This window comes from Citrobacter sp. VF227 (assembly GCF_052950715.1).
This window is the reverse complement of sequence record NZ_JBRFVF010000560.1, coordinates 1-441: the sequence shown is the minus strand read 5'-3', so window position 1 is coordinate 441 and position 441 is coordinate 1. Positions and strand designations below refer to the sequence as shown.

At 55.6% G+C, this 441-nt stretch carries 1 protein-coding gene; it reads left to right on the top strand.

Features of this window, described 5'->3' with window-relative positions; genetic code table 11:
- A partial coding sequence (locus ACU8YC_RS27855) for an NADH-quinone oxidoreductase subunit D-related protein (protein WP_446896377.1) occupies positions 1-441 on the top strand: 441 nt, incomplete at both ends.

The window sequence follows — 441 nt, the reverse complement described above, 5'->3', positions numbered from 1 at the left end:
ACACCATCCTGAAAGGCCGTTCTCAGGGTGTTGCCGCATACGGTAAAAAAGAAGCGCTGGACTGGGGTTGTATCGGTGCTGCGCTGCGAGCGACTGGTATTGATTTCGACGTGCGTAAATCACGTTCGTACTCTGGTTATGAGAACTTTGACTTTGAAGTTCCGGTTGGCGGCGGCGTGTCCGACTGCTATACCCGCGTGATGCTGAAAGTTGAAGAGCTCCGCCAGAGTCTGCGCATCATTGAGCAGTGCCTCAACAACATGCCGGAAGGCCCGTTTAAAGCGGATCATCCGCTGACCGCGCCGCCGCCGAAAGAGCGCACGCTGCAACATATCGAAGCCCTGATCACCCACTTCCTGCAGGTTTCGTGGGGACCGGTTATGCCGGCAAACGAGTCCTTCCAGATGGTGGAAGCGACCAAGGGTATCAACAGTTACTACC